The organism is Streptomyces sp. NPDC058620 (genome assembly GCF_042717135.1).
Lineage (GTDB): Bacteria > Actinomycetota > Actinomycetes > Streptomycetales > Streptomycetaceae > Streptomyces.
In genome coordinates, this window is sequence record NZ_JBHXQO010000025.1 from 65816 (window position 1) to 88573 (window position 22758).

The 22758-nt window shown below is 68.4% G+C and carries 19 protein-coding genes and 1 pseudogene; 7 read left to right on the forward strand and 13 right to left on the reverse strand.

Annotated elements, in window-relative coordinates; all coding sequences use genetic code 11:
• Window positions 1-81 precede the first annotated feature (81 nt).
• Together ACFWSK_RS22460 and ACFWSK_RS22465 are read right to left on the reverse strand one after the other, a co-directional pair.
• Window positions 82-921, reverse strand: coding sequence for an alpha/beta fold hydrolase (locus ACFWSK_RS22460; protein ID WP_383788999.1), 840 nt, complete (start codon window positions 919-921; stop codon window positions 82-84).
• Window positions 922-1424: 503 nt separating this feature from the next.
• A complete protein-coding gene (locus ACFWSK_RS22465) occupies window positions 1425-2606 on the reverse strand; it encodes a serine hydrolase domain-containing protein (RefSeq protein WP_383789002.1) in 1182 nt (393 codons plus the stop codon).
• Window positions 2607-3174: 568 nt separating this feature from the next.
• On the opposite strand from ACFWSK_RS22465, the gene ACFWSK_RS22470 reads away from it, so the two are divergent.
• Both ACFWSK_RS22470 and ACFWSK_RS22475 read left to right on the forward strand, forming a co-directional pair.
• Window positions 3175-3399 carry a DUF5707 domain-containing protein gene (locus ACFWSK_RS22470; RefSeq protein ID WP_383789004.1) on the forward strand — a complete coding sequence of 75 codons (225 nt, stop codon included), beginning with the start codon at window positions 3175-3177 and terminating at the stop codon, window positions 3397-3399.
• A gap of 114 nt (window positions 3400-3513) precedes the next feature.
• The gene (locus tag ACFWSK_RS22475) at window positions 3514-3846 is read left to right on the forward strand and encodes a beta/gamma crystallin domain-containing protein (RefSeq protein ID WP_250287146.1); all 333 of its coding nucleotides are present in this window, start codon (window positions 3514-3516) and stop codon (window positions 3844-3846) included.
• Window positions 3847-3883: 37 nt separating this feature from the next.
• Here the strand turns inward: ACFWSK_RS22475 and ACFWSK_RS22480 are convergent.
• Window positions 3884-4456 (reverse strand): annotated as a pseudogene (locus tag ACFWSK_RS22480) (transposase family protein); the annotation flags it as partial.
• Between the two features lie 82 nt (window positions 4457-4538).
• A complete protein-coding gene (locus ACFWSK_RS22485) occupies window positions 4539-5009 on the reverse strand; it encodes a MarR family winged helix-turn-helix transcriptional regulator (protein ID WP_383789007.1) in 471 nt (156 codons plus the stop codon).
• A gap of 133 nt (window positions 5010-5142) precedes the next feature.
• Between ACFWSK_RS22485 and ACFWSK_RS22490 the strand changes: the two genes are divergently transcribed.
• A complete protein-coding gene (locus ACFWSK_RS22490) occupies window positions 5143-6372 on the forward strand; it encodes an amidohydrolase family protein (RefSeq protein ID WP_383789010.1) in 1230 nt (409 codons plus the stop codon).
• Window positions 6373-7021: 649 nt separating this feature from the next.
• Here the strand turns inward: ACFWSK_RS22490 and ACFWSK_RS22495 are convergent.
• From ACFWSK_RS22495 to ACFWSK_RS22510, 4 genes are all read right to left on the reverse strand, one after another.
• Window positions 7022-7495: a Dps family protein gene (locus tag ACFWSK_RS22495; protein ID WP_383789013.1), complete on the reverse strand. Its 474-nt coding sequence runs from the start codon at window positions 7493-7495 to the stop codon at window positions 7022-7024.
• Between the two features lie 517 nt (window positions 7496-8012).
• Window positions 8013-8594 carry a sigma-70 family RNA polymerase sigma factor gene (locus ACFWSK_RS22500; protein ID WP_383789016.1) on the reverse strand — a complete coding sequence of 194 codons (582 nt, stop codon included), beginning with the start codon at window positions 8592-8594 and terminating at the stop codon, window positions 8013-8015.
• Window positions 8595-8653: 59 nt separating this feature from the next.
• On the reverse strand, window positions 8654-9487 hold the full coding sequence (locus ACFWSK_RS22505; RefSeq protein ID WP_383789019.1) for an alpha/beta fold hydrolase: 834 nt from the start codon (window positions 9485-9487) through the stop codon (window positions 8654-8656).
• A gap of 103 nt (window positions 9488-9590) precedes the next feature.
• The gene (locus tag ACFWSK_RS22510; protein WP_383789022.1) at window positions 9591-12341 is read right to left on the reverse strand and encodes an ATP-binding protein; all 2751 of its coding nucleotides are present in this window, start codon (window positions 12339-12341) and stop codon (window positions 9591-9593) included.
• A 1547-nt stretch (window positions 12342-13888) separates the two neighbouring features.
• Between ACFWSK_RS22510 and ACFWSK_RS22515 the strand changes: the two genes are divergently transcribed.
• The 4 genes from ACFWSK_RS22515 to ACFWSK_RS22530 all read left to right on the forward strand — a co-directional run bounded on the left by ACFWSK_RS22515 (window position 13889) and on the right by ACFWSK_RS22530 (window position 17168).
• Window positions 13889-14590, forward strand: coding sequence for a YciI family protein (locus ACFWSK_RS22515; protein ID WP_383789024.1), 702 nt, complete (start codon window positions 13889-13891; stop codon window positions 14588-14590).
• Complete coding sequence (locus ACFWSK_RS22520) at window positions 14587-15903, forward strand: RNA polymerase sigma factor (protein ID WP_383789027.1); 1317 nt, start codon at window positions 14587-14589, stop codon at window positions 15901-15903. Before ACFWSK_RS22515 ends, ACFWSK_RS22520 begins: the two co-directional genes overlap by 4 nt.
• Before the next feature lie 387 nt (window positions 15904-16290).
• Complete coding sequence (locus ACFWSK_RS22525) at window positions 16291-16572, forward strand: DapH/DapD/GlmU-related protein (RefSeq protein ID WP_383789030.1); 282 nt, start codon at window positions 16291-16293, stop codon at window positions 16570-16572.
• Window positions 16573-16610: 38 nt separating this feature from the next.
• Window positions 16611-17168: a dienelactone hydrolase family protein gene (locus tag ACFWSK_RS22530; RefSeq protein WP_383789031.1), complete on the forward strand. Its 558-nt coding sequence runs from the start codon at window positions 16611-16613 to the stop codon at window positions 17166-17168.
• 132 nt (window positions 17169-17300) lie between these two features.
• On the opposite strand, the gene ACFWSK_RS22535 is transcribed toward ACFWSK_RS22530, so the two are convergent.
• From ACFWSK_RS22535 to ACFWSK_RS22555, 5 genes are all read right to left on the reverse strand, one after another.
• A complete protein-coding gene (locus ACFWSK_RS22535; protein ID WP_383789034.1) occupies window positions 17301-17711 on the reverse strand; it encodes a PIN domain nuclease in 411 nt (136 codons plus the stop codon).
• A complete protein-coding gene (locus tag ACFWSK_RS22540; protein ID WP_015577068.1) occupies window positions 17708-17941 on the reverse strand; it encodes a type II toxin-antitoxin system VapB family antitoxin in 234 nt (77 codons plus the stop codon). Before ACFWSK_RS22540 ends, ACFWSK_RS22535 begins: the two co-directional genes overlap by 4 nt.
• Window positions 17942-18750: 809 nt before the next feature.
• Window positions 18751-19773 (reverse strand): hypothetical protein, encoded by a 1023-nt coding sequence (locus ACFWSK_RS22545; RefSeq protein ID WP_383789037.1) that lies wholly within the window; start codon window positions 19771-19773, stop codon window positions 18751-18753.
• 516 nt (window positions 19774-20289) lie between these two features.
• Window positions 20290-21492, reverse strand: a complete 1203-nt coding sequence (locus tag ACFWSK_RS22550; protein WP_383789040.1) for an FG-GAP-like repeat-containing protein — start codon at window positions 21490-21492, stop codon at window positions 20290-20292.
• A 318-nt stretch (window positions 21493-21810) separates the two neighbouring features.
• Window positions 21811-22710: an alpha/beta hydrolase gene (locus tag ACFWSK_RS22555; protein ID WP_383789043.1), complete on the reverse strand. Its 900-nt coding sequence runs from the start codon at window positions 22708-22710 to the stop codon at window positions 21811-21813.
• Window positions 22711-22758 lie beyond the last annotated feature (48 nt).

A 22758-nucleotide genomic window follows, 5' to 3' on the forward strand; every position in this document is an offset into this window, starting at 1 on the left:
GAATGCGTCTGAGGGTGAAGTGCCCGGTCGGGCACGGCTGTGCGGTGAGGTGCGCGATGAGCGGCAGGGAGGAGCCGTCGGTCATCGGACCGTGCGGGCCGCCTGCTCGACGATGCGGGTGACGGCTTCGGGGCGGGATACGGATACCGCGTGCGACGCGTCGATGGTCGTCGTGCGGGCCTTGGCGCGGGCCGACATGAAGCGCTGGGCGGCCACAGGGATGTTGCGGTCCTCCGTGGTGACCAGCGACCAGGAGGGGATCGTCTTCCATGCGGCCTCGGTGGACTTCTCCTCCAGAGCGGCGGCGGCGACCGGACGCTGGCCGGCAGCCATGAGCTCGGCCTTGTCCGCCGGCACGTCCGCGGCGAACTGGTTGCGGAACTTCTCGGGCTTGATGTACACGTCCGCGCCTTGACCGCCGTCGGGCAGGGAGTAGTTGACGGACTCGACGGCCTCGCCGAGGGTGCTGCCGGGGAACTTGTTCGTCAGTCCGATCGAGCTCTCGCCCGCGTCGGGCAGGAAAGCCGCGATGTAGACCAGAGCCTTCACCTTGGCCTCGAGGCCCGCGGCGGCCTGACTGATGACAGTACCGCCGTAGGAGTGGCCGACCAGGACCACCGGCCCGTCGATGTGGTCGAGGACGCTGCGCAGGTAGGCGGCATCGGTCGCCGGACCGCGCAGGGGGTTGGCGGCGGCCACAACCGGATAGCCGGCGCGCTGAAGCCGGGCGACGACACCGTCCCAGCTTGCGGCGTCGGCGAACGCTCCGTGTTCCAGCACGATCGTCGGACGTGGCGCGTGGTGGGGCGTCGCGCCGGCTGTACCGGGCAGGGTGACTGCGGCGACGGAGAGGCCAACGGCCGTGGTGACACCGAGCAGCACGGATCTGCGGCTCGGACGGGCCAGGTGAGTGATGCGCATGCGTGAAAATCCTCTTGGTTGGTTGATGGTCCTCGACGGACCGTGCGGGCGAAGCAGGCCGGTGCGTCCGAGGAACAGGGCCCCGAGTCGCCTCGCCGGTGGCTGAGTTCGCGTACGTCCGCCCGCGCTATGTGATCAGCACGGATCGGCCTGCTGGTGGCCGTCGTCGGCAGCGGTACGGAGAGTGCGGCTGCGGGTCTGCGGCTCGAGTGGTCCTGAGGCACTGCTCTCGCCCGGTCGCCGGGAGTGGAGCGTCCTTCGTCTCGTATGACGACCGGACGGCCGGACCGGTTCACCCGAAAATGGGCTGCTCGTTCGCGGTCGTCGCACGCGCCCGGGAGGCCTTCGCAGCGATGCGGGCCCTGCTCGACACCGGCCGTTCCGCCCTGTGCCGGCAGCTTGCGGTACATGCGGCGGTGATCGGCGGGACTTTCACCACCGACCCGCGGGGCCCGGTGTGGCCGCACACGGAGTCTCCTGCCGAGCCGGGGGTCGGGCGCACGTCAGCCGGTGGATTCCAGGACTTCGTAGACCTGCTTGATGTAGTCGTGGGTGCGTTCCGAGCCGAGGATCCCGTCGCCCACCCTGTTCATCGTGTACGCGAACGTGACACCCCGGTCGAGGTCCATCATGACGATCGAACCGCCCCGGCCGACCCAGAAGCAGATTCTGCCGGTGGGCATGTGCGGCATCGTCCTCGGGTCGGCGAGTGCGTAGCCGATGCCCCAGCGGACGGGGACGCCCAGGAACAGGTCGACTCCGTCGGCATGTACATCGAGCACCTTGTCCACCGTCTCCGCGGAGAGAAGCCGGAGGCCGTTCACCTGACCACGCCGTGAGATGACGGAGAGGGCACGGGCCAGACCTCGTGCGTTGCCGTGGCCGTTGACGGCTCCGAGTTCGGCGGAGCGCCACTGCGGGGTGTCCACGTGCTCGTCACGGGCGGGGCTTCCGGCCAACGTCCTGGTGAAGATCCCTTCGGGATCGAGGCCGGTGGGTATCCCGGAAAGCTGCGAGGGGGCCACCAGATCGGCGATGCGCGGCCAGTCGGCCTGACGCGCACCGATCTGGACATCGGCTTGCGTCGGCTTGGCGATCTCGGTGTCGACGAACTCCGTCAACGTACGGCCACTGACCCGCCGGACAAGCTCTCCCACCAGTTGTCCTTGAGTCTGCACGTGGTAGCCCGAAGCGGTGCCCGGCTCCCACCACGGGGCCTGCGCGGCCAGCCGGGCGCTCGCGGTGGGCCAGTCGTACAGGTCTTCCATGGAGAAGGGCTGCTCCCAGCCGGAAAGTCCCGAGGTGTGGGACAGGACGTGCCGCACCTCGATGTGCTCCTTTCCCTGGGCGGCGAACTCGGGCCAGTAGTGCGCCACGGGGCGCTGCAGATCCAGGGCGCCCCGGTCGACGAGGAGAAGAGCCGCGAGATTGGTGAGGGTCTTCGTGGTCGACCACAGGCTCACCAAGGTGTCCCGGTGCCACGGCACGGTCCGCGCTTGGTCCGCGTGGCCACCCCACAGATCGACTTCCATGACCCCGTCCACATCGACGGCGATCGACGCACCCAACTCCTCGCCGGCTTCGAGGTGCGCGGCCAGCGCAGCTCGTACCGGTTCGAACCGGGCAGTGCTCGTTCCCTCGACGACCATGTTCTTCTCCACTCCGGACGACAACCGTTCGCTCATTCAACGGGCTGAACGTCACAGCGGTTCACGTATCGCAGCAGGTCATGGCATCTGTTCACATGCGGCTCCCGCGAGGGACGGATACGGAACCCGTGCGCAAGCCCTCTCACTCCGCCGTGCCGCCCCAGGGCGGACGCGTACCGATCGCGAGCCGTCGGACCCGGACGATGCGGATGCCGGTCTGCGGGGTAGAGGGCGGTGGCGACCTGTCGGTGGACGGACGGGAGGCTCCTCCACCCCTGGTTGCACACGGCGATCATCCGGCCTCCCGAGGACCGGACCGGGCCCCGGGCCCTAGTCCCGAGAACGTCGGGGAGACAGCCCAGGGGCGGCTCCGCAGACGGTGTCACCGTCTATTTCGCCCCTGACCTCCCGGCCGCATCGCCAGGCACACCACGCCGGCCCCCGCATGAACCAGGAGACCTCCCATGTCCAAGCGCATCCTCCTCCCGTCCCTCATCGGCGTCGCCGCCATCGGCGCGGTGACTGCAGGTGGCCTCGCCATGGCCTCACCCGCCACCTGACTGCAGGTGGCCTCGCCGTGGCCTCACCCGCCACGGAGCCGACCGTGAAGAATGACCAGCCCCATTGCGTAACTCCGCCGAGCAGCCGCGCCGGGCCGCTCAGCTTCTCGGCGGAGGTGCAGGACGATTCGGGCGTCCACGGTCTCAAGGTCCTCGTACGGCCCGCGAGTGCCGAGCTTGATCCGACCGAGGCGGAGATGCGCGCGGCAGCTCGCCCCGCTGTTCATGGAGACCGCGACCGCGCCCGAAGTAAGGCGCTCAAGTGGTGAACGGGAGCACCCTTTTCTACGTTGCGCTGATTGGACGTGCATGCGTCCCTGCGATGCCGCCGTGCGCTGCGGCTCTCGGCGGCACCACACCACCATGGAAGGAACAACTCACCAGTGAAGCGCTTCATCACACGCCTCGCGGTAGTCGCGGCGGCCGGAGCTATGGCCGTCGTGCTGCCTGCCTCGTCGGCGTCCGCCATCAACCGCACCGATTGCAATGGACTGGGTCTCCTGAAGCTTCACAACGCAGGCGGCGACCTCTGCTTCGCCAACGCGGGCGTGCAGAGCGTGGCGATCTACGGCGTGGACCGGATCTGGACCGGAGACAACAAGGTCACGTTCGAGTACGTGCCGAGGCTGGGCGAGCCGGCGACCAGCGGGACCGTGGACAAGTGGCATTTCGGTAACCTCTCCATCCACAAGATCACGAAGATCAGGATCTGGTAGCGTCCGTCGCCGCGAATGAGGTGACAGCGGGTCCTCATCAGCGATGACGTCGCTGCGCTGGGTCCATCGAGTCTTTTCGGCGTCGCCTCTCCAGGGCGGAGCCGTGGCGGCGATGTCCGTCGTGCGGCTCGGGCTGCGGCAGCTCCGGTGGAGAATCCGCCGGAGCTTCCGGCGGGCGACGCCTCGTTCGACAGGTGCGCGGGCCTGGGCGAGTGCCCGCTTCAGCGTCCGTACGGCCGGTGACAGTTCGCCGTTGAGCGGGCGGCGCGGCCCAGGAGTCAGCACCGGTGCAGGCGCGGTCGGCGACGATCGGAACGTCCTGGCGCTCGCGGATTCGGATGAGGCGGTGAGTGCGCGCGGCGGTCAGTTCCTGAGCGCGGCCCGGCAAGGTCTGCGAGATCCACAGAAGGCCGACCTTCGGGATCGGTGACGATCCTCGCGTCCACGCCGTGGCGCCGGTGTTTGTGGGCGCAATAGGCGCTTCCGTCGCCCATGCGGTCGCACTCGCTGAGGGTGCCGTCCGGCAGCACGTAGTCCGGGTCGTGCTCACGCAGTGTTTGAGCAGGCCTCGCGTCCGATCCGCGAGGAGCCGCACGACGGCGGTGGCATATCACGATGGGCCGCACGGAGGTGACGGTGTCCACGGCTGGACTGGTGGGGGTGCGGACTCTCGCGGGCGTATCCGTGGCCGTTCAGGGTGTAGTGCGGGTGCCGAGTTCGGCGGCGGCGTCGGCGTAGTCGACGAGCAGCCGGGCGAATTCGAGGCGTTTGGCCTGGGACCAGTCGCGGGTGATGTGCTCGAAGGCCTGGCGGTGCTGGCTGCTGAAGCGGTCGCGCAGGGCGATGCCCGCGGGGGTGAGGTGGAGCACGGTGCGGCGGCCGTCGCACTGGGAGGCGGCGCGTACGAGAAGGCCTGCGGTGATGCAGTCGCTGACCATCCGGCTGGCGACGGAGGAGTCGACGGTGAGCTGGTAGGCGATGCCACCGACGGTCATCTCGCCGTCGGCCTCGTCGACGATGTTGATGACCTGGTTGCGGGCCATGTCCTTGCGCGTGACGGGTGGATCGACGTCCACCAGGGCGGTGCGGCGGCGCAGTCGGGCGAACGCCGCGCCGACCGCGTTCAGCAGCGCGTCGTCCTGAGTCTCGTCTCCCCTGGTCACACCTGACAGCGTAACCCCAGATCAATGCGAACCACAATTGCATGCAATAATGCATGCATCTGCATTTCGCAGGAGACTGGTGGGGCCGGCGGGACCGGTGACCGCCCTGGACGGACAACGACAGGAAACAGTCATGAGCGCCACGGCCATCATCAACGCACGGGTCTTCGACGGCGACCGGACACTGGAGGCGAGCACCGTCGTCATCGACGACACCGGGATCCTCGCGGTCGGTGGGCAGGCGCCCGCGGGCGCGGAGGTCGTGGACGCGCGGGGCGGGACGCTGCTGCCCGGCCTGATCGACGCCCACGTCCACACCAATGCGGAGTCTCTCGCTCTGGCACTGCGGTTCGGGGTGACGACCGAGCTGGAGATGCAGGGGACGAACACCGCCGACAACCGTGCGCACATCACCGGTAACGATGCCCTGGCAGACGTGCGCTCCTCCGGATTCGGCATCACCCCGCCCGGCGGCCACCCCAGCGAGCTGTTCCCCGAGGGTTTTCGTCCCGGCCCGCCGCCCGGTACGGCCCGGCCGGCTGGGCCGGCGCCGCTGATGCCGTTCTCGACCACCCCCGAGCAGGCCGTCGGGTTCATTCCGCAGCTGATCGAACGCGGCTCGGACTACATCAAGTTCATGGTCGACGACGGCTCGATCGAAGGCCACCCCGGCCTGCCGATGCTCGACCGGGCAACCCTGGACGCGGGCGTCGCCGAGGCCAAGCGGCTCGGCATGCTCACCGTCGCCCACACACTGACGATCGACGCGACCCGCATGGCGATCGAGGCCGGCATCGACGGCCTGGTCCACCTGTTCATGGACGGCCCGCACACCGACGAGATCATCACGCTGATCCGGGACTCGGGCGCCTTCGTCGTGCCCTGCGTCGTGCTGGACGCCTCGATGATGGGCATCAGCGGTGACGAGCTGGCCGACGACCCGCGGGTGGCGTCCCGGCTGGACGAGGCCTGGACGAAGACACTGCGCAGCAGCTTCAACCACTACCCGCAGGGGAACATCACCGACGTGCTGGCATCCGTGCGCGCGCTGCACGACGCCGGTGTCGACATCCTGGCCGGGACCGATGTGTCCATGGCGCTGCCGTTCCTCGGCGGACTCGCCCACGGCGCCAGTGTCCACCACGAGCTGCAGTACCTCGTACGGGCGGGCCTCACCCCGGTACAGGCCCTGCGCGCGGCCACCTCCACCGCCGCCCGGCGCTTCGCCCTGACCGACCGCGGCCGTATCGCCGAAGGCCTGCGCGCCGACCTGCTCCTCGTCGACGGCGACCCCACCACCACCATCAGCGACACCCTCAACACCCGGGCCGTATGGCGCCGTGGCACCCGGCTCGAAAGCTGACCGCCGACTGCCGCCCACCACCCCATGCCGCCGACGCAAATCCACCGACTGCGCCGCCTTGCCGTGAGGCAGAGCCCGCCGGGACCGCTGCAGCGAGCGGGCGGTCCCCGGCGGGCATGTTCGGCGCGCCATATCCCGTGTGTCCTCAGCTAAGGCGATTGTGCGTCCGGCACCCGTATCGACGTGCATACCCACTACTCGGCGGCAGTGTCGCCGCGCTGCCGACCCGCCCCGGTGCCCGTTTTCGTGGCCCCGCAATGGGGCTGCCGACCTCCGGGCTCGGCATGACTTCCCCCCTTGTTAACCATGATCCGAGGGGGTGTGTCACCGAGCCCGGAGGCACTGACCCAGCGCCGATTAGGGGCAGGACCACCGGCTCTTCGCAGGTCGGGAGGCTCTTCATCATGTGCATGTGGCGATCGGCGCCGTGGACAAGGCCGGGCAGAAGCACGGCTGCAGGATGCACGTGATCGACACCGGCGACATCGACATCATCTCGGCCTGGACGTGGCAAGGGCGAACACCACTGTGGCCTCGCACCGATGCCGCGAACCAGACCAAGACCCGCCGATGCCCTTGTCCGCGAGGCGATCTCCGCCCGGCGCCAGGAGCGCAGGGCGGAGATCGCCTCGCAGGAACCGGGGACTGATCAGACCCGGTTCTCCGCCTGGAACATCCAGCTCTGCTTCTCCAGATCAGCCGTGAGTCCGATGAGGAGGTCCTCAGTGACCACATCCACCGGGCCGATCTCGACGATGCGCTCACGCAGTCTTTCGGCAACCGCGGAGAGCGCGCGCACCAGGGCCTCCACGGCGTCGCTGTCCTTGGTCCAGCCTGACGGAAAGGCGGGCACCCCGCTGGTACCCGCTATGGTCCCGGCCCGTCCGTCCGGGCTGACGCCCAAGGCGGCCGCACGCTCGGCCACCGTGTCAGCGTGGTTCCGGGCAACAGTGGCGGCCTCGTCGAGCTGGACGTGAACCGAGCGGAAGCGCGGGCCGTACACATTCCAGTGGGCCTGCTTGGCCACCAGGGACAGATCGAGAAGGTCGGCCAGGGTCGCCTGCAGCGCCGCACCCGCGGTTTCGCGCTCGCGCTCCGGCAGAGAGTTGTTGATAACCAGCACAGGAGTGCCGTCCTTTCGTGAGAGGCGCCGACGTCCTGGTCGCGGGCGCCGACGACTGCCGTTGGCAGAAACGTGCGCAGCTCGTTTCTGTGGGGCGTTGATGAGCCCGAGGCTAGGAACGGCGGGAGCCCGCCGTGGGTTCAGCTCATCCGGCAACGGATCCCGAACCGCGCGTGCGGGGTTCGCTCGGGCGGACGACGGGCACCGGGCAGAGCTCGTACGTCCCATGCGTCCGTGACCGCAGTTTCAGTCCCCGCCCCGTCACCTAATCCCGACAAGCGCTACCGAGAGTGGAATCCCTCATGCAGACGACACAGGCAAGCCCAGCTCCAGCCCCGTCCCGGCTGAGCGAAGAGCGCCGGCGAGTGACGGGGGCAGACCCCGACGCGGCGTACCTGCGCTCGTACTTCACTTGTGTGGTACTTCCCAGCTTGGACCACAGACCCCGCTGAAGATTATGAGACCGGCAATGCGGGGCCCGTGGGAGAGCTCCGGCGGGCACGTGGCCTCGCGGCGGCTACACCCCCAGGATCCCCTGCTTCTCCAGCGCCTTGCGCAACGCCCGCATGGCATAGAAGGCACGGCTTTTGACGGTGCCGGGCGGTATGCCGAGGTGCTCGGCAGCCTGATTTACGCTGCATTCCAGGAAGTACATGAGGCGGATGACGGTTTGCTGCTGCTCGTTCAACTCCCCCAGGGCCTGCACCACAACATGGGAGTTGATCGTGGATGCCGTGCTGTCGCTGGATGTGTCCAGCTCCTCTACGGGCATGAGTTCCAACGGCCTGACCTGGCGCGCCCGGTAGTGGTCGATGACGAGATTTCTGACCACGGTGAACAACCAGGGTCTGAGGCGTTCGTTGCGGCTGCCCAGGAAGCGGGCGTGCTTCCAGGCGCGGGCCGCGGTCTCCTGGAAAATGTCCTCTGCCTTGTGCCAGTCACCATCCAGCAGGCGCGTGGCGTATCGGACGAGCAGAGAGCCGTACTGGTCGTAGATGTCCTTGATGAAGGCGTCGCAGTCAGCGTCCGATGCGAGGTGCCGGGTCTGCGACGAAGTCGGAACGAGGGCAGTGGCCCCCGGTTCCATGATCCCGTTCATGAGAGGCGCCCGATCCTGTTCGAGTGTTCCGTGGCGTGCAGGGGGAAAGACGCCGGCTTTCAGGCGGTGAGGAAGTCGATCAGAGCGGCGTTGACCTCGGCTGCGTGGGTGAGCAGTAGTCCGTGCGGAGCGCCGTCGATCTCGACATAACGCGCATCGGGCACGCGGCGGCGGAACTCGCGGGCAGTGGCGTCGATCGGCAGGATGCGGTCGGCGGTCCCGTGCAGGATCAGCGACGGCACATCGATGCGCTCCACGTCGGCCCGGAAGTCCGTCAGCCACGCCGGGACGCACGCGTACGCCGCCATGGGCGCCGAGCCGATGGCAGTGGCCCAGTTCGCCCGCAGCGCGGCCTCGCTGAGCCGCGTCCCGAGCGTCTCGTCGGTGTTGAAGAAGTCGACGAAGAAGCTCTCGTACCACGCGTAGCGGTCGGCCTCTGCCTGCTCCGCAATGCCATCGAAGACGCTCTGCGGCACACCGGCGGGGTTGTCCGGCGTCTGCAACAGGAACGGCTGGAGCGAGCCGAGGAACGCCGCCTTCGCCACCCGCTGCGAGCCGTGGACGCCGAGGTAGCGGGCGACCTCACCCGAGCCCATCGAGAACCCCACGAGAACCACGTCACGCAGGTCCAGCTGCGTCAGTACGGTGTCCAGGTCGGCGGCGAAGGTGTCGTAGTCGTAGCCCGTCATGGTCTTGCTCGACCGGCCGAAGCCACGGCGGTCGTAGGTGATGACGCGGTAGCCGGCCTTGACCAGCGCATCGGTCTGCTTCTCCCACGACTGCCCGTCAAGCGGGTAGCCGTGGATCAGGACGACCGGCTGCCCCTCCCCGTGGTCCTCGTAGTAGAGCTCGATGCTGGTCGAGCCCTCGGCTCCGACGGTGATGGTTCCCATGATGTGCCTTCCCGCTCGTCCGCCGTGTGCGAACCGGGCATGGCACAAACCTAGGAAACAAGCAGGGGGGACCGCGTCCGTCGGACTACGTCTTCGGCGTACGTCAAGACGCCGCGCCTTCGGCGTACGTCATCCTGCCGCCCAGCACCGCGGCGAGCTCGCCGCGGGACGTCACCCCCAGTTTGGGGAACATCCGCTGGAGATGGGTGCTCACCGTCCTGGGCGAGACGTACAACCGCTCGCCGATCTCCCGGTTCGTCAGACCCTGCGCGGCGAGCTGGGCGACATGCAGCTCGGTGGAGGTCAGCTGGTCCACCGCGGCCGGGTCCTGGCGAGGGGACGACGCGCCCGCGGCGCGTAGCTCCTGCCGTGCCCGCTCCGCCCATGCCGACGCGCCGAGGGCGTCGAAGATCTCGCGCGCGGTCTGAAGGGAGGCGCGGGACTCCGCGGGCCGCCGGTGCCGCCGCAGCCACTCGCCCAGGGCGAGGCACGCTCGCGCCCGCTCGAACGGCCATTCTGTGGGGACGGCGTCGAGGGCCGCCCTGTAGAGCGGCTCGGCGGCATCCTGCGGGCTCAGCAGGGCCCGGCCCAGTCGCAATCCGCAGAGCAGGGCGGGCGAAGAAGTCATTTCCCCGAGCGGGGTGAGCTCCTGCAAGACGTCGCGCGCCACCTCCGGGGATTCGCTGCGCACAGCCGCCTCGGCCAGCTCCGCGACCGCGTAGAAGCGCAACCAGGGGTGAAAGGCGGAGTCAGCCGGGTCGAAGACACGGTGCAGGTGCCCGTACGCGTCACCGTAGCGGCCGTGGCAGAGCGCCGCCTGCCCGCGGGCCATCTGCACGATGGCCAGCACCGGGCGCCCTCCGCTGGGAAGGGCCGCGCGCTCGGCTTCCGCCGCCCACGCCTCCGACGCCGGGTCGCCGCTGACGGCGGCCAGCTGCGCGCGGATGGCGTTCACCATCGCGTGCACGAGAGGCTGACCGGTTTCGTGGGCCAGTGACGCGGCCTCCTCCGCGGCGAGGAAACCAGCGCGCACGTCACCCAGCCGTGCGGCGCTCCCCGCCTGGACGCAGAGGGCGCGGGCCAGCATCGACAGCCTGCCTTGCGCTCGCAGGGCGTCCAGCGACCTCGCCGTCAACCGGCTTGCCAGGGCGGGAGCACCCACCGTCACTGCGGCACCCCCCAGGAGCTGGTCTCCCTCTGGGTTCTCGGACGAGCGCTCCATCTGCCCTGCCAGGCCTTCCATGACCGCTCCCCCGCGCTCGACCGGGGCTGAGTACGCCCGCAGAGCGACCAGGTCGGCGTCGTCGGCATGCACGGGCATCCGGTCGGCGGCGGCGGCGACCCGCTCGCGGGCGGCCGGCCCTGGCTCTCCCCAGAAGCATTGCAGGACCGCGCTCCACAGCATGCGCAGCCCCAGTGTCGGTTCACCTCCAGCGGCGATCTCGACCGCCAGCTCGGCCAGTGCGGCGGTCGCGGCGCCCTCGCCCCGTGTCCCCTCGGCCAGAGCGATGCTGACCCAGGCCGCGCGGCCTTGGTCCCGGACCGAAAGATCCAGTGAGCGCGCCTGGGCCAGCAGATGTGCCGCGACGTCTCCTTGGCCCGACTCCAGCGCGAGCTCCGCCGCCCGGAGCAGCCGGTCTGCCCGCGCGGACGGGTCCTTCGTCAGCTCCGCAGCCCGCCTCAGCGCGGCAAGGGCTGCGGCGACACCGCCTCGCCGCAGGGCTCTGCCGGCAGTGGAGTCCAGATCCCGTGCTACTCGTTCGTCGGGACCCGCGGTGGCGGCGGCACGGTGCCATGCCTGTCGATCGGGCTGCCCCTGGAGCGCGGCGGCCAGAGCGGCGTGTGCACTCTGTCGTTCCGCCGCGGTAGCGGCGTGGTACATCGCCGAGCGGATGAGCGGGTGCCTGAAGGCCAGCCCCTGGGTTTCTACCAGACCCGCGTCAATCGCTGCGTCAAGAGTGGCGGCGTCGACCACCCTTCCGAGCATCCGGGTCGCCGCGGCGAGGCATTCGTCCATCGTTCCGTCACCGTTGAGGGCCGAGAGGAGCAGAACCGTATGGGTGTCGGCCGGAAGGCGAGAGACCCGTGCCGTGAAGGTCCTCTCCAGCCGTGCGGTCAGCGGCAACGGACCTGGGTTGAGCGCGTACGCCCCGCCGACCGACTGCAGCGCTACCGGCAGCTCGGTCAGTGCCAGCGGGTTCCCGGCGGACTCCTCCAACAGCCGCCGCCTGACCTGCAGTCCCAGGCCGGGGGCCACCGCGTCCAACACCTCACCCGACACCTCATCCGTCAGCGGACCCAGGTGCAGCACAGGCAGGCCGGCGCTGCTGAGGCGGTCATCAAGGCGCCGGGTGACGGCGACCAGGACGAGGGGGTCGGACTCGATCCGCCGCGCCACAAACCCGAGCACATCGAGGCTGGCATGATCCATCCAGTGGGCGTCCTCGACGACCACCAGCAGCGGCGCCTCTGCTGCCGCGTCTGTCAGCAGAGTCAGCGCGGCCAGGCCGACGAGGTACAGATCGGGGACGGCCTCGTCGACGAGCCCAACGGCTGCGAGCAGCGCAGTACGCTGACGCTCCGGCAAGTCGTCAATTCCGTCCCGTAGTTGGTGAACCAGCTGGTGCAGGCCGGCACAGGGCAGGTTCTCCTCCGACTGGACCCCCACAGCAGTGATCACATGGGTCCCGCCGCGCGCTGCCGCGGCCGCGGCCTCCGCGACCAGCGCCGACTTGCCCACCCCCGGCGCACCGATGATCACCATCGCGCCGCCCGACCCGGTGGCCCCCTGCTCGACCAGGGCGGCCAGCGCGCGACGCTCCGTCTCGCGACCCAGCAGCGCCCGCTTCTGCATGCCTCACTCCGATTCTCTGCGTCTCCCCAGCACTCGAGGGCTCCGCGTCCTCGGGGAACCAGGCGACCCGGCGACATCTCCAACTGGCAGGCGATCTGGAGGCCGGGGCTGGATGCCATTCGTACAATGGTATGCACGCCGCCGGGTGGGAACGACCGCGGTACGCGCCCGTGAAACCGAGCCGCCGAGATCACGGCGGGGCCGAACGGCTTTCGGGCCCTGACCTAAGGCCCGGGTTCACGCTCGACCTCTGGATGGTGGCCGGAGCCGCGCTCGCGGCGGGCATCATCGCCTGCCTCAACGATCACCTGATGGTCAGAGTCCGCATCGGCGTCAGATTGCGGAACGAGCTTGCGATGGCGAAGCAGTACAAGCCCGGCGCGAGGACCCAGACACCCGGTTTCCATCCGGTCAGCTCCTGTGCCGGATCCGTGAGAAGCAGTCGCTGTGAACCCCGCCGTACCAAGCGTGCCCTTACGAAAGGCGACCATACGGCGACCTGAGCAGGACCGAGCTCCCGGATGGAGCGAGGCGGCGATCGCCCAGTCGCGGTGCGCGAAGCTCTTGCTCGACTACAAGAGGCCGATGAAGTCGATGAGCCCCGAGGGCCGGCAGGGAGGTTAACGCCCTCCTCGAACTCTCCCTCTCCCATGCGGCAGCGGCAGACTGCTACGGCCCCCTCGATCAACGATCAGGGGAGGACGACGTCAGTGTGGTGGGCATATCCATCAGCAGCCGTGGGATTGCTTCACGACGCTCCCACGGGGACGTCGCTACAAAACCCCAGGTCAAGCCGTTCAGGGCTCCTCTTCAATGTGCGAGGACTCACGTTCGCCACACCCACGCGAGGCGAACGCCACACGCAAAACTTCCCCGAAAAACACGTTTCCCCAGGTCAGAACGATTCTGCCTGGGGGTCTTGGTGGGGCGGGTGGGACTCGAACCCATACAAGTGACACCTCTCACCTGCGACGATGCCAAAACAACGGACATAGCCACCCGTTTCCGTCCGGCTGGGTCCTGCTCGATCCGGCTCGAACGAGTAGCGGTTAGGCGTTCGCCACACCATCCCCGCTTACGCGTACCTACTCACCGACTGGCTCTGGGGAGCGCCAGAAAGCACCCCAAGCCGCGTTCCTGACTCTTCCCCTGAGACCGGAGAGACTACTGACCTCGGCGGGCCCCGCTGTCACACTGCGTAGCGCATGAGTTGGCGGCCAACACGCCCTGATAGCGGCCCAGCACGAGGGCCGGCAGATCAGTGCGGGACATCACCAGCTGCGAGATGCCTTCCGGCGGCTTCTCCCGGCTGCGCCGCGGCCGGCGCCGGTACGGTTCCGGGGCAACGAGCCGGTGCGGGCGGTCGCATGCACTCCTCGCAGACTCAGCGCCTTGGACACGAGGAGAAATTTGAGCAACTCGTACGTGCAGCTCAACTCCTCGGCCAGGGCAGAGAGGGAGTGATCGTCGACGGAATCCTCGCCGTTCCGTCGGATTGGGCAAAGGCTCTTCGTCGTCCTCGTGAAACGTTCGGAAGGAGAACGGTCATGAAGTACGTGTTGTTCGTCGCCACTGACCCCGCCGGAGAGTCGACCGACGAGAACCCGGAGACATGGGTCGAGAAGTGGAGCGATAGTGGCGTCCGTATCGAGGGGATGCCGCTCAAGCCGGTCACCGAAACCAGAACCGTCCGCGTCCGCGGAGATCGGGTGCTGGTCACCGACGGCCCGTTCGCCGAGACGACCGAGTGGATCGCCGGGTACGACCTCGTCGAGGCCTCCGACCTCGACGAGGCGATCGAGGTCGCCGCCTCGCACCCGATGGCGACCGGCGGACGCATCGAGATCCGGCCGGTCGAACCGCTCGATCTGGGACCGGGTACAGGGAACGTCCCGCACGAGGGCGACGCGCCCGCCTCCCGCTTCCTCGGGATCCTCAGGGCGGACCCGAGCGCGCCGGCCTTCACCCCTGATCCCGCCTCGGTGGCCGAGTGGGTCCGCGACGGTCTCGCCTCCGGCCGTTACCTCGGCGGCGAGCACCTGCGTCCCGTCCAGGACGCCACCCTCGTGCGGCGCCGCGGAGGGGAACTGCTGATCACCGACGGCGCGTACGCCGACGTGCCGGAGTGGGTGACCGGAATCGTGTTCATCGACGGTGAGTGGGAGGAAGCGATCGATTACCTCTCCCGCTGTCCCATGGCACGATCCGGCACCGCCGAGCTGCGCGAATTCTGGACGGACTTCTCGTGAGTACCGGGCCGGCAGACGTCCGGGCGGCGCTCGCCGAGGCGTACCGCGGCGAGTGGGGTGTTGTCTTCGGTACGATCGTGCGCCTCACCGGCGACTGGGAATTGGCCGAGGACTGCGCGCAGGAGGCGTTCGCCCGCGCCCTGTCGGCCTGGGAGCGTGACGGGGTACCGCGCAGACCGGGAGCGTGGCTGGTGACCGCCGCCCGGCACCGCGCCCTGGACGTGCTGCGCCGCCGGACGACCGAGCGCGGCAAGCTTGCCGAGGTCGCCGCGATCGAGGCAGTCCGCGAACCGCCGCCGCCCGGAGACGAGAGGCTGCGACTGGTGTTCACCTGCTGCCACCCGGCGCTCCCCCTCGAATCCCGGGTGGCGCTGACCCTCCGGGCGGTCGGCGGCCTCACCACGCGCGAGATCGCCCGCGCCTTCCTGGTCAGTGAGGACACCGTGTCGCAGCGGATCCTGCGCGCCAAACGTAAGATCGCGGCCGCCGGAATCCCCTACCGGGTTCCGCCGTCCGGGGCACGCGCCGAACGGCTGGACGGAGTTCTCGCTGTCCTCTACCTCGTGTTCACCGAGGGATACGCTCCGAGCGACGGGAGCGCAATCCGTGACCCGCTCGCCGAGGAGGCCATCCGGCTCGCACGGCTCGTCGCCGCCGAGGCACCGGAGGAGCCGGAAGCACGGGGGTTACTCGCGCTGCTGCTGCTCCAGCACTCGAGGCGCGCCGCCCGGCTCGACGAGGACGGCAGCCTGATCACGCTGGAGCACCAGAACCGCAGGTGTTGGGACCGCTCGCTCATATCCGAGGGCGTGGGCCTAGCCCGGGAGGCGGTCGCGTCGGGCGGCCCCTACGTGCTCCAGGCGGCGATCGCCGCGCAGCACGCCCTCGCCCCGGCCGCCGCCGCAACCGACTGGGTGGCCATCGTGGCGTTGTACGACCGCCTCCTCGCCCTGCGTACGAACCCGGTCGTGGCACTCAACCGCGCGGTCGCCCTTGGAATGCGCGACGGTCCGCAGGCGCAGCTGGACGCCGTCGACGCCCTGGGAACGCCCAAGGAGCTGACCGGCAACCACGCCCTGCCCGCCGTCCGCGCGGACGCGCTGCGCCGCCTCGGCCGGACCCGCGAGGCAGCGGAGGCGTATCGGGCGGCGAGGAGCGCCGCCCCGAACGACGCGATCGTCCAAGAATTCGCCAAGCGTCTGGCCGAGTTGGGGCCAGGGGTGGAGCCAGACACGCGAGCGAGTTCGTCAACCAGGAAGGGAGTGACAGTACGGGACCTGACGGAGACACTCGGGTCTCGCGGGACAGCGTAACGACATCAACAGTCGCAATCAGTGGCCAACACCTTTCCGGGCCGATCCGAAGAATCAGATGAAGGGAACGTCCCGCTGTGGCCGATACTCACCACGAAGTCCTCGACCGGATCGCCAGGGGCTCGTCCACACGGAGTCCGAAGCGGCCTTCCAGTCGCCCCGCGCCGCGCGGACCAGATATTCGAGTACAACCGAACGCCCCCGAGCGAATGTGGGAGGCGTCGGTCGCTGCTCGTCGCGATTTTCGGCTCCGTCCGGCGAACGCACGGCACTGTTGCCACCGTTCCACGCCGGGTTCGGCAGCAACGCCCACATCGGCGACGACTTCTTCGGGAACGTGAACCTGACGCTCGTCGATGACGTGAACATCCGTATAGCGACGGAGTCATGATCGCGCCCAGCGTGACGCTGACCACGACGGGACACCCGGTGCATCCCGCGCGCCCGGCTGACTTCGGGCGGTTCTCCGAGCCGATCGTGATCGAGGACAAGGTGTGGATCGGCAGCAACGTGGTGATCCTGCCCGGCGTCCGGATCGGCTACGGGTCAGTCATCGGCGCCAGCAGCGTCGTCAGCCGCAGAGTTCCCCCGATGAGCTCCGCGCTCGGAACGCCTTGCCGTGTGGTCCACCCCATCACGGACGAGGACCTCACCATACGTACTGCCTAGGGTCGCCCTCCGTCTCGATGCCCCCGCGGGAAGCCATCATGCACATCGCGTTGTTCCACTCGGTCCTCGGTCTGCGCCCGGTCGAACTCCTCGCCGCCGAGCGGCTGCGACGCGCCGGGCATGAGGTTTCCGCCCCCGACCTTTTCGGCCGCGAGACCGCGGCCACTATCGACGAGGGATACCAGCTGATCGAACGGATCGGCTGGCGAACAGTGGTTGACCGCGCCCAACAAGCCCTCGGGGGTATGCCTGGCGAGACCGTCCTCGCCGGCGTGTCCATGGGTGCAGGCGTCGTTGCCGAACTGTGGCCCGAGCGCCCGGACACCCTCGGCGTCCTGCTCCTGCACGCCACTACCGCCCTGCCCGAATCCGTGCGCCCAGGTCTCAGGTTGCAGGCGCATGCGGCTGAACCGGACGGTTTCGCACCGCCCGAGAAGGTTGCCGCACTCCGTCGGGCGGCAACGGAGAAGCGCATCCATCTGGAGATCTTCCGTTACGCAGGCGCCGGTCACTTCTCCACCGACCCTGAGCATCCCGGCCATGACCCGGCTGCTGCCGAGCTGACCTGGCACCGCGTGCTGGACTTCCTCGGCTGACCGATCGTCCTGTGTATGTGATCGAGTCGGGGCGTTCCGGTGGGACAGGGACCACAGGTGGGCCTCTCGCGAGGTAGGCGTTCATCCCATCTGCGCCGGGCCCCGGACGAGCAGCGCAACGGTCCGCCGCGGTCAGTGTGGTCGTACGTCCCGTTGCTGCACTTCCTTCAAGACCGCACCCACCGTAGCGAAGTCGTTGTCCACGTGAAGCACCGAGTGACCGTGATGGACCGCCGTCGCACACACCAGAAGGTCGATGGCTCCGGCGGCACGGTGCTGCCCTCGCTGGGTGAGCTTGTACTGCGCGGTGTCGACCCAGCGCCACGCACTCTTGGGAACCGGGGCGTGATGACAGAGGGCATCCACCTCCTCGGCCAACTCGTCCCGATGAGCCGGGCTTGTGGCCGAGTAGAGGAACTCTGCCCTCGTGGGCTCGCAGATATGGAACACACCGGCGGCGATGTGCCCCTCCCAGGGACCCAATGCCCCCGGCGTCCGGAAGAGGTACCAGAGGGCGGACGTGTCGAGGAGGTATGTGATCACTCGAAGGCTGCCCGCCGGGCCTGCTTGGCCGCTGCATGCGCCGCAGCCGCAGCCTCGAACTCGCCCCGCTCACCCCTCGCGGCCAGCTTCTCAGCAGCCTCCAGCCGCTTGATGCGCGCCACATAGTCCCGTAGGGCCCCGTTGACCGTCTCTTTCTTCGTCGAGACACCCATGAGCCGCATCGCCTCAGCCAGCGCCTCGTCATCGAGATCGACCTGGGTCACAGACATATCAGCCACCCCTCACCCTGAGTCCATGATGTACATAACTACGATACATCACCAACATTCGCGGCGGCAGATCATCGAGCACAAGCCAGCCAGATAGGATCCGACCCCGACGGCTACAAGCCACATACCGCGTGGATGATGTCGATGCGGTGAGGCAGGGCCGCTGCCTCGGCAGCCGTGGGAGCCTTCACACCACGCACCCCGCCGAAGACTCGAACAAAACCCCAGGTCACAGGCCTCTTGACCCTCACGGGGGACGCAAAACGCCACACATGCGCCGAACCGATTCGGGACACCCAACCCCGCGAGATCCATGTTTCCGCAGGTCAGAACGTTTCCGCAGGGTGAAACTGGTGGGGCGGGTGGGACTCGAACCCATTCAAGTGACGCCTCTCACCTGCGACGATGCCGAAACAACGGACAAAGCGGCCCGTTTCCATCTGGCTGCATCCTCCTCGATCCGGTTCAAACGGGGATCGGTTAGGCGTTCGCCACACCGCCTTCTCTGCATCCCGCGCTCCTATCGCAGCCGCGGAGCTCAGGAAGACTATGCCTGCCAACGCTCCCGAATCACTGCGCAGGTTGCGACGGGTTCCCCATGGCTTGGCCCATGTTCGCGCACTGCGTGCAGTTACGTTGCGTAGTACCGCAACCGTGGGGTCGAGTGCCCTCTCCCGCTCGATCCGGCTCCAGCGGATGCGGTGCCTCTTGCTCACCTGCCCGCTGCGGGACGCCCCACAGAGTCGGCTGCGGAGCACTCCTCGGCGAACCATCGATCTCACCCAGGTCAGCACGAGCCCCCGGCCCGCTCAGGAGACGTGTGTCCGCCAGCCGGTGAGTTCGCCTTCGTCCGCGTTCTCGAAGCCGACCGCGGCCGGTGCGTCGCCGTCCGCCAACAGGTGGACGGTGCACTGCGTCAACCGGCCACCGGGCGGGGCCATTTCCCCGGTGGCCCCGGACGGGCAGGTGGCGATTTCCAGTCCGTCGAAAGCGAAGGTCGGTGCGCCTCCGATCTGCTGAGCGCCCTCGGTGAGCACACGAACGCTGCTCGCCTGGCCGGGGTAGAGGTCGGCCTTCCCGGTATTGCGGTAGGTGATCGTCACGAAGTACGGGATGCGGTCCCGCTGGTCTTCGTCGAGTTCGGCACCGGCGAGGTCGGCCGGGCTGCCTTTGCGTACGGACTTCAGCGTGGCGGGCAGTTCGAGGATGCCCCCCTTCTCCTCGCCGGCGTCCCAGCGGACGGCGATGGTGTCGCCCTGGGCCGCCATCTCCTTCGAGGCCGCAGCGAGGCCGCCGTCGACCGGCCAGGAGGCGACCTGGTCGGCCGGGCTGATGAACCCGCCCCCGGCGGTGTGCGTCACGGCCATCACACCGACGCCCTTCGACACCATGTACGTCCCACAACTGGTGTACGAGTCGCCCGGTGCCAGCGCGTCCGGCGCGGAGTCCTCGCAGGGCGACGAGGCAATCCCGTTGACCTGCGCTCCGGGCATCCAGTCGGTGCCGGTCAGGGCGAGGTTGCGGAAGACCTCGTAGGCGTAGGGGATCTTCTTCTTGCCGGTGTTGGTGACCTCGAAGGTGAGGTAGTGGGGGATCTTGCCCTTCAGGTCGCCCTCCAGGCGCACGCCGTCGAGGGCGTCCTCCGAGGCGCGGACCAGGCCCTTGACCGCGAGCCGGATCCCGTACGTCTTCCCGCCCTGGGCGGTATGGACGACTTCCCGGGCGCCGGTCTCCACGGGCAGCTCCGTCCCGGAAGCCGGACTTCCCTTCGACCGCACCACACCCTGTACGCCCGCACACCCGACGAGCAGGGCTATCCCTGTCGCTCCCACGGCAATCATCTTGAACTGCCTGCTCAGGCGCACTGATTCCCCTTGTCACACAATGCTCTGCGATCTCCTGTTGATCGGCACATGTTAGGCGGCCGCTGTGCGCCGGCCTGCGGCGCCCCAGGGCGCGTATTCCCGCAGCTCTCGGCCTCGTCAAAGTGCACACAAATCTCGTCCGGCTGATGTGAGCGATGCAAGGCAGCCGGGCCGCTCCCCACGCTGCAGAGTGGGGAGCGGCCCGGCCATCGGCGCGGTGTTTCAGATCGAGCTCAGTACCACCGGCCGGCCGACTGACAAGGAAGCGAACACCTCGTCCGCCGCGAACGCGCCGCAGCCAGGTACGGCTTCGCGGACCTCAAGACCTGGCGGATCCAGACCAAACTCCACATGAAAGCCCGATACTTGAGCACACGCCAGAGAGCCCTGCTCATCCTGGCAAACGCCAAAGCCCAACGCTGACGGACGGTCTCGCGCTCGGGAGACACGTTGGTGGTTCCTCAATGCTGAGGTGGCTACCGCTCAGGATTTGAGGACGGTGCCGAGTCTGCTTCCGCTGGGGACGCCTGCGGCGGTCTTGCTGATGAAGGTGGCGGTGCCGGTGGATGTGCGGTAGATGGTGGTGCCGTCGCCGTTGTTTTCGCCGGAGGCTCCCAGGACGAGACCGGTGGTCCCGTTTCCGGTGAAGTCACCTGCGGTGACCGCGCTTCCAAGGCCGTCGCCGGTTTCACCGCCGCCGCCGATGCCGCCGGTGCCCTGGCTGAGTCCGGTCGCGTCCCGGAGCGCGATACCTTCCGGGGTGCTCGACAGGTTGAGGAGTAGGACGCTTCCTGCGTCGGCGTTGGTCACTGCGTTCACCGTTGAGTCCTGACCGGGCAGACCGGTGACGATGTCGAGGGTCTTGTCTCCGTTCAGGTCCCGCAGTGCAACTGAAGCTCCCATGGCGTCTCCTGTTTCGGAGTCGCCGGGCACGTTCGTGGTGGACTGGCTGAAGGTGGTGGTGTGGCCGCGGTAGTACAGGCCGTAGTCCTGGCCGAGCTTGACCGTGACCTGTCCACCGGTGGTACCGCCGTATGCAGGGGCGACCTCTGCCGGGTCGGGCTGGCCGATGACGATGTCGTCGCGGCCGTCCTGGTTGATGTCGCCTGCGTCGACGGTGCGGCCGGCGCCCATCTGGATGGCCATGGCGTGGGTGAGTCCGGTGGCACCGGCACTCTGGTACTCGTAGGCGCGTGCCTGTCCGTAGCGGTCGACGGTGGTGACGGCGACGTCATCGAATCCGTCCCCGTTGAAGTCCCCCGCCGCGACGTCCACGTGGGTGAGGTCTTCGAAGGTGAGACGGTGGGTTGATGCCTTGGCCGTGGCGCTGTCACGCCATACCAGCCAGCCTCCAGAGCCTCCGGAGCCCAGGCCGACGCCGACGACGTCGTCCAGGCCGTCCCCGGTGATGTCGCCCATGGCGACCGCAGTACCCAGACGCGCCAGGCCCGGGCCGCGGGGGTCGTCATCGGCGGTGGTGAAGTAGCTGCCCTGGGTGAGCTGGCTGCTGCCGGTGAGGACCGTGACGTTGCCCCGTTGCTGGTACACGCTGTCCGCCTCGCCGGGTGATCCGACGGCAAGGTCGGTCAGACCGTCGCCGTCGACGTCCCCGTAGGCCACATCCGCGCCGAAGCGGTCACCGGGCTCGGGCGAGCCCGGAACGGTACCGCTCTGCGAAATGATCATAAGCCCCGTCGCTCCGGGGCCGGTGCTGCTCCCAGGGAGGACGGACACAGAGCCGGCGGCGGAAGACGCATCTGGGGTGCCTGCTATCAGGTCACCGACTTTGTCGTTGTTGAAGTCCGCCAGGCGCGGGGGAAGCAACTCGTCCGCCCACGAGGCACCCGGCGATCCCAGGGACACGAACCCGCTCATGGCCAGAACCACTGCCACGGAACGGACGCTTTGCCGGACGGGTGTGTGTCCGGCTCGGGCACGGCGACTCATCTACTGCTCCTTGAAATAGCGCAAAAAGAGGTAAAGGGTGGGATGGCGTCGGCCGTATCAGGTGGTTCGGGCCTTGAGCCAGGAGATGACCGCGTCGAACGTGCCGGGGGTGGCCAGGAGCGCTTGTCCGTGAGCGGAGGAGCCGGCGACGATTTTGGTGGTGACGTCCGAGGCGGGAACGCCCGCGCTCTTCGCGGCTGTTTCCAGTGCGGTGGAGTGCGTGGAAGGTACGAAGTCCCCGTCGGAGTGGAGCAGGTACATCGGGGCGTCGCCCTTGGTGACCCAGTTCGCGGAGTCCATGGCACGCCAGGTGTCCCAGCAGCCGATTGCCCGGTTGGTGGTGTCGTTGTCGGTGGAGTCAGGGGAGCAGCGGGCCAGGAGTGTGGCGTTGTCGCGGAGCTTGCGGATCTTGGCGACGGTGGAGGTGTTGCCGTCCTGCCAGGCGCGGTAGGGGGATGCGACGGGAGACAGCCCGACGATGCCCTTCAGGCCGAGGGCATTCGTGCCGCGGGTGGCGGCGTCTGTGGCCATCTGCGCGCCCGCGGAGGAACCGACGAGGAGAACGTTGTCCGGGTCGGCGTCGTACTGGTCGGCGTTGTCGCGGATCCACTTCACGGCACTGGTGACATCGTCACGCTGAGCCGGCCAGGCCGCGTCGAGGTTGAGCCGGTACTTCATGGTGAAGACCTGGAAACCCTGGTCGGAGAATTGCTGCGCATAGGTTCCCCAGCTGGCGTGTTCGTACCAGTAGCCGCCGGTGATGAGTACCACCACTGGGCGGGGTGCCAGGGACGGGTTCCACGTGACCTCGACACTCTGGTGAGGGTGCGTGCCGTACTTCTGGACGGAGGTTTCGGCCGTTGCTGTAACGGCTGTTTTCGGTGCGGCGGGTGCTACAGCTGTGGTGCCGGCGATGGCCAGCACCACGGACGCGAGGATCAGGAGAGGGCGACGCACAAGGGGCCTCTTTCAGGGAAGGGAAGGCAGGAGCGGTGAAGCATGCCC

What these genes read in the sequence shown, in the direction of transcription:
- ACFWSK_RS22460 (WP_383788999.1), bottom strand. Translation starts at nt 921, where the DNA reads ATGCGCATCACTCACCTGGCCCGTCCGAGCCGCAGATCCGTGCTGCTC.
- ACFWSK_RS22465 (WP_383789002.1), bottom strand. Translation starts at nt 2,606, where the DNA reads ATGAGCGAACGGTTGTCGTCCGGAGTGGAGAAGAACATGGTCGTCGAG.
- ACFWSK_RS22490 (WP_383789010.1), top strand. Translation starts at nt 5,143, where the DNA reads ATGAGCGCCACGGCCATCATCAACGCACGGGTCTTCGACGGCGACCGG.
- ACFWSK_RS22500 (WP_383789016.1), bottom strand. Translation starts at nt 8,594, where the DNA reads ATGAACGGGATCATGGAACCGGGGGCCACTGCCCTCGTTCCGACTTCG.
- ACFWSK_RS22505 (WP_383789019.1), bottom strand. Translation starts at nt 9,487, where the DNA reads ATGGGAACCATCACCGTCGGAGCCGAGGGCTCGACCAGCATCGAGCTC.
- ACFWSK_RS22510 (WP_383789022.1), bottom strand. Translation starts at nt 12,341, where the DNA reads ATGCAGAAGCGGGCGCTGCTGGGTCGCGAGACGGAGCGTCGCGCGCTG.
- ACFWSK_RS22515 (WP_383789024.1), top strand. Translation starts at nt 13,889, where the DNA reads ATGAAGTACGTGTTGTTCGTCGCCACTGACCCCGCCGGAGAGTCGACC.
- ACFWSK_RS22525 (WP_383789030.1), top strand. Translation starts at nt 16,291, where the DNA reads ATGATCGCGCCCAGCGTGACGCTGACCACGACGGGACACCCGGTGCAT.
- ACFWSK_RS22530 (WP_383789031.1), top strand. Translation starts at nt 16,611, where the DNA reads ATGCACATCGCGTTGTTCCACTCGGTCCTCGGTCTGCGCCCGGTCGAA.
- ACFWSK_RS22540 (WP_015577068.1), bottom strand. Translation starts at nt 17,941, where the DNA reads ATGTCTGTGACCCAGGTCGATCTCGATGACGAGGCGCTGGCTGAGGCG.
- ACFWSK_RS22550 (WP_383789040.1), bottom strand. Translation starts at nt 21,492, where the DNA reads ATGATCATTTCGCAGAGCGGTACCGTTCCGGGCTCGCCCGAGCCCGGT.